Source organism: Pseudaeromonas pectinilytica, assembly GCF_054780855.1.
Genome location: NZ_BAAGVN010000276.1, coordinates 1 through 4,869 on the forward strand (window position 1 = coordinate 1; position 4,869 = coordinate 4,869).

Sequence of the window (4,869 nt, forward strand, 5' to 3'; positions counted from 1 at the left end):
ATGCCCATTCGGCAGGCCGTCAACTAAGCCCGCCCGGCGGGTGGGGGAGCGAGTATCCGACTTTGGATTTGATCAACAAGGCCACTCCACTCGATTGTCACGAGAGATTACCATGTTAAGCACTTCGCCTATTTCCCTGGCCCGGGATTGATAGGTCGGACTTATGTCAAAGGCGCCGGTTTCAAAGCCAAGCAATTCGTTGGGAATGCTCAAGACGGTGTGATTCTGGCTGATCTCCACCTTGATGCCGCGTTTGCGCAGGGTCTCTACTGCTTCGTCAAGAATGGTGCGGCGTACTTGCTCGGCTTGTTTTAGCGCGACAATCTCTTCTTCAAACTTGGCTTGTTTATGCTCCAGTTCTTTTTGGATCTCCATCAGCTGCAGGATCAGGATCACCGAGGCCATAATAAAGATGACGAGCAGGGCGGACATGATGTCGGAAAAGGACATCCAGTAGGGGTTTTCTTCGTCAACGTTGGTGGTTTGAGCTTTACGAAATTGCATCAGCGTTGCTCCAGCTCATCCAGCACACTGCTCATGGCTTCGGCCGTGTGATACATCTTGGTGGCATATTCCAGAGAAACCTTGTTCCACTGATCCATGCGTTCATGAACCTGAGTGCTGACTTCGCTGGCGTATTTTTGCAGCCACTGTTCAGCCTGTTTTTCGATGGCTTCAACTTGGGAACGCAACGTCTCGCCTAAGGCATTGAATTCGGTTCTCACCCCTGTCAGGAATTGTTGCTGCGTTTGCTTCATCTCCACAAAGCCATGGCGAGCTTCACTGGCCGCCTGTTCGAAACGTTCTGCTCCCATCAGCAAGCCATCTTGCAATCTGGCCAGCATCTCGGCTTGTTGTTTGAGTTGATCTGTTAGTGCAATATTTTGGCTACCGGCTTGCTCAATCCTCTGAGTCACTTGCTCCAGGCGTTGCCCCAGTAGTTCGGCGGCTGAACGGACATTGGTGGAGAGCAGGCCTAGCTGATTGGCGCTGCTGTCCATATGTTTGCTGCTCTGGGCGGCGGAGTCGGTCACTTGTTGCAAGCGAACCAGCAATTGCTGGTGCTGTTCCGCCATTTGGCGGCTTTGCTGCTGCCCGGCTTGCACTGATTCGGCTAAGGCGGTCAACAGCGCTTGCTGCTGCTGAGCCACGTCATTCAGCTGCTGCTGGAATTTCTCCTGACGAACCTGCTCGCGAACATCAGCCTGAGCACCTTGCTGACTCACGTTATCCAGCAGTTTGCCAACGGCATCCTGCAATGTGTTCTGTTGTCGCTGTACGGCCGAGGTCATAGTCTCGATTTGCTGTTGGCTTGCAGTACCCAGACTTCCCAGCATTTTTTGTTGCTGCTCCAGTAAGGTGGCTTGCTGTTGCTCATGTTGCTGGGCCAGGTCACCCATCATCTTGCCAAAGCGACTCTCCAACTGGCCTTGTCGCTCATCTGCCGAATTGGCCAGTTGCTGCAACTGCTCCTGGAAACGTCTGGACTGCTCATCCTGAGCATCCAGGCTGCTGGCCTGCTGGGTGCTTAATTTACTAAACAGCTGTTCAAGACGTTCGCCCATGCTGCTGACGGCGGTATTGACATCCGCTGCCACTTTTTCGAGCTGTTCACCCTGTACTCGGCCTGCCGAGCTCATGCCCTCCATAAAGCTGCCCACCAAGTTTTCCATCACCTGGCTTGATTGCTGACTGGTTGAATGAACCAGGGTTTGGATGGCCGGCCCCATGATGTTGTTGAGTGTGTCAGTGAGGGCATTTTGCATGGCCTCGCTCATGCCGTTGATGCTTTCTTGCAGTCGGTCTCCGATCCTCTCGTGCAGCTCCTGAAGTGCTTCTTTGCTTTCTTTACTGTACTCGGCGATATGCACCAGGGATTGTTCCGCCGGAAGTCTTGGATAGAGGAAGTCGATCTCATTCTGTATGCTTTGGATAAGGTTCAGGGCTTTCCGTTCAAGCAGCTTTTCAAGCAGATTCAGCCCGAGACTAGAGGCAACCCCCCAGACCGAGGTCGTAAAGGCAACGGCTGCTCCCGAGATAAGCTTATTGATCCCACTCTTGAGGGTGTCGATTTCGGACGTATTGCCCACTAGCCCCTCTAGACCAATGGTTAGTCCAACAAAGGTTCCTAGCACCCCGATCGCCACCAAAAAACTCGGAGCTGCGGCCAGCAGGCGGCTGGCGGTCAGGCCGGTCGCCAGGGTTTTTGCATTGAAAAAATGTTCCGCATCCAGGGTGTTGAAGAGTTGCGTCTGGTCGGAAGACATCACCAGGCTTTCATCAAACTCTTGCCAGAGCTTGCCGATATTGTCCGCCTTTAGCTGTTTAGCCCGTTGCAGGGTTTCACGACGTGTCTGGGCCAGCGTTTCTCTGCTTTGTTCACTTAGCAAAGAATGCAATGCATTGATGCGCCTTTTGAAGTGAAAATAATGTCGGGACAAAAAAATCACGGAGGGAAAGAAAAAAATAATGATGACTACACAAAACCAGGCGCTGATACCCAAGGTGTTGCCACTCAACATTTGAGAAAAATCTGGGCACAGGTGTGCAAGCAAATCCAGCATGTCGTTCCCTACCTGTTTAATTCATCCATGAAGTCGAAGGTTCCTTGCATGCCTGAGGTCTGGTGGCTGCTATTAGCGCCAAGCCGAAGGTAATGGCATATGCAAAGATATGAAAGTTTACCTTTAGGCCGCTTACGGAACCATAGACGCCAGGCAAGGTTTGCAACTAACTTGATCTGCTTCGGATTTGAGGGGCAAGGCCTTTCACCATGCTGCCCGGTTGTGGTGACAACGGCCAAGGAGACAGATGGGGCGTTGGCATCAGTAGCTGAACTGTAAATCCCGGCTGGTTCATCACTCAGCCGGTAATGCAGTGATAGATTTGTGTTTAAATCCACCCCCTCTCAGCCATGGAGACTCGTCCCTCGGTACCGATGACCAGGTGATCCAGCAGGCGGATGTCCACCACACCCAAGGCAACCTGCAATCGTTCGGTGAGTGATCGGTCGGCGCGACTCGGCTCCGGCAAGCCTGATGGATGGTTATGTACCAAGATCACGGCGGCGGCGTTGCAGGCCAGGGCCGCCTTGACCACTTCGCGCGGGTAGACGGAAGCGCCATCCAGAGTGCCCCTGAACAGTTCCTCAAACTTGATGACCCGGTGCTGGCTGTCCAAAAACAGGATGCCAAATACCTCGTGCTCGTATTCCTGGAGCAGGGTTTGCAGACAGCTGTAGGTCAGGCTGGGCGAGGTCAACGCCTTGCCCTTGGTCACGCGGGCGCGAGCCAGGCGGTTGGCCATAGCTAAGATTTCCTCAGTGGTAACAGGTTCTGTGAGGACATAGGTGCCCTGCGTTTCTCCAGCTTTGAATTTGTTGTGGCTCATGGTGAGTTCTCCATAGACAACGCCACCTCCGGCGTCAGTGCCGGAGGTGGCGTTGTCGTGATGCGGTTAGGTACAGCTCAGGGCTGTGCTGAAGGTGTTCATCTGGCAATAGAGCCAGAAGTTGTTCTCCCAGAGCTGGTACAACTCGATGGCGTCATCGTGCTCCAGCATGCCCAGATAGATGTGGGTGAACTCGGGGCTTAGAAAATCAAAATCCAGCTCCTTGTCGAGCTCGGCCCAGTCGCCATAGCCTTGGTAGCTAAAGTCGGTGATGGTATCGAACAGCCAGCCATTGAGGCCGCGTACCAGCCGGATTTCAACTGGGTGATAGCCGCCTCGGGTGGCTGAATAGTTCGGGTCGTTGAAACGAAAGGTAAGCGCCGTCAGCGGCTCCAGATTGATGGATTGCTCGCTCACCATCTCGGCCAGTTGGGATTTCAGCCAGGGGCTGACGGGCAGCAGTTGGCCTTCCGCTTGAAAGGGAATGGTCATGGTCATCTCCTGAGAATTCGGGGGTTAGTCGGTCAGCCAGTCGAAGAGCTTCTTGGCGCCGTATAGCGCGGTTCCGGCTACTGCTATCGGTAGGGCTAACGGGGCGGCGCTCGCTAGGGTCAATCCACCCGCGACAATGGCTGCAGTTTGTGAGGCGGAAGGTAAAGCCGTTGTCACCGCAGTCGCTATCGCGGTCTCGCGCAGTGGATGGGCCACGGCCATGGTTTCTATCGGGACAACCGGCAGCCGTGGGAGCACCTGGCTGCCGACGGCAAGTCCGGTTTCTACCAGCCTTTGTACCTGCGCACTGTAGTGAAAGCCCTGGATACACCAGGTCACGAAGTGCTCGCAGTTGTTGAGCAGCGCGCTGTAATGAGCCTCACCCAGTCGCGACCAGGCACGCTCGACGCTTTGCCCAGGGGTGTAGCGACGCAGGTTGTGGGTGACAACGCGGCAAGGATGGCCGTTGCGGAATACCTCCAGTGAGGTCAGTACCACTTGCCCGGACTCTTCGCCGGACGAGTAACCGGCGTAGTGGATGACTTCGTTATTCCCGACATAGAGCCCGTGATGGGTAAACCCCGGACGCGGGGAAACCAGGTGGTCACCTGCTTGCATGATGGTTCTCCTTCAATTCAATAAATAGAAAACGGCTCAAGGTCTCCCGTGTCTGGGGAGACCTTGAGCCGTGTATGCCGTTGAGTGATGGGTGTTGCGTTAGCCGTGCGAGGTGGCTGTGGCGGTGCTTGGTGGCTGATTGCTGGTCGGTGAAGCGGAGCCCAGCTTGCTGGTCAGTCGGGACTGACGGATGGGCGTGGTGGGTTTGGGTTTAACCACCGGAGTTGCAGGCGATGCCATGTCGCCAGTCTGAGCTGGTGGGTTATCCGTTTCTGCCTCGGGATAGAACTCCTCCAACATCTGCGGGATATCCTCCTCGGTTTCTTCAAACTGACCATTGCCCAGTAGCGCTCGGGCCATGGCTTCCAG

General features: G+C 54.8%; 5 protein-coding genes and 1 pseudogene. All 6 read right to left on the minus strand.

All coding sequences use genetic code 11. The annotated features are described in order from the left end of the window. Positions 1–72: 72 nt before the first annotated feature. Positions 73–504: a hypothetical protein gene (locus ACYVG7_RS11205; protein WP_460883193.1), complete on the minus strand. Its 432-nt coding sequence runs from the start codon at positions 502–504 to the stop codon at positions 73–75. Then, complete coding sequence (zorA, locus tag ACYVG7_RS11210) at positions 504–2,564, minus strand: anti-phage ZorAB system protein ZorA (RefSeq protein ID WP_460883194.1); 2,061 nt, start codon at positions 2,562–2,564, stop codon at positions 504–506. Before zorA ends, ACYVG7_RS11205 begins: the two co-directional genes overlap by 1 nt. Positions 2,565–2,892: 328 nt before the next feature. Beyond that, positions 2,893–3,390: a RadC family protein gene (gene radC, locus ACYVG7_RS11215; RefSeq protein ID WP_460883195.1), complete on the minus strand. Its 498-nt coding sequence runs from the start codon at positions 3,388–3,390 to the stop codon at positions 2,893–2,895. Positions 3,391–3,456: 66 nt separating this feature from the next. Next, positions 3,457–3,882, minus strand: a complete 426-nt coding sequence (locus ACYVG7_RS11220) for a DUF2787 family protein (RefSeq protein WP_460883196.1) — start codon at positions 3,880–3,882, stop codon at positions 3,457–3,459. 24 nt (positions 3,883–3,906) lie between these two features. Then, entirely contained in the window at positions 3,907–4,500 is a 594-nt protein-coding gene (locus ACYVG7_RS11225) for a lecithin retinol acyltransferase family protein (RefSeq protein WP_460883197.1), read from the minus strand. A 99-nt stretch (positions 4,501–4,599) separates the two neighbouring features. Then, positions 4,600–4,869, minus strand: a pseudogene (locus tag ACYVG7_RS11230) (hypothetical protein); the annotation flags it as partial.

What these genes read in the sequence shown, in the direction of transcription:
- ACYVG7_RS11205 (WP_460883193.1), bottom strand. Translation starts at nt 504, where the DNA reads ATGCAATTTCGTAAAGCTCAAACCACCAACGTTGACGAAGAAAACCCC.
- zorA (WP_460883194.1), bottom strand. Translation starts at nt 2,564, where the DNA reads ATGCTGGATTTGCTTGCACACCTGTGCCCAGATTTTTCTCAAATGTTG.
- radC (WP_460883195.1), bottom strand. Translation starts at nt 3,390, where the DNA reads ATGAGCCACAACAAATTCAAAGCTGGAGAAACGCAGGGCACCTATGTC.
- ACYVG7_RS11220 (WP_460883196.1), bottom strand. Translation starts at nt 3,882, where the DNA reads ATGACCATTCCCTTTCAAGCGGAAGGCCAACTGCTGCCCGTCAGCCCC.
- ACYVG7_RS11225 (WP_460883197.1), bottom strand. Translation starts at nt 4,500, where the DNA reads ATGCAAGCAGGTGACCACCTGGTTTCCCCGCGTCCGGGGTTTACCCAT.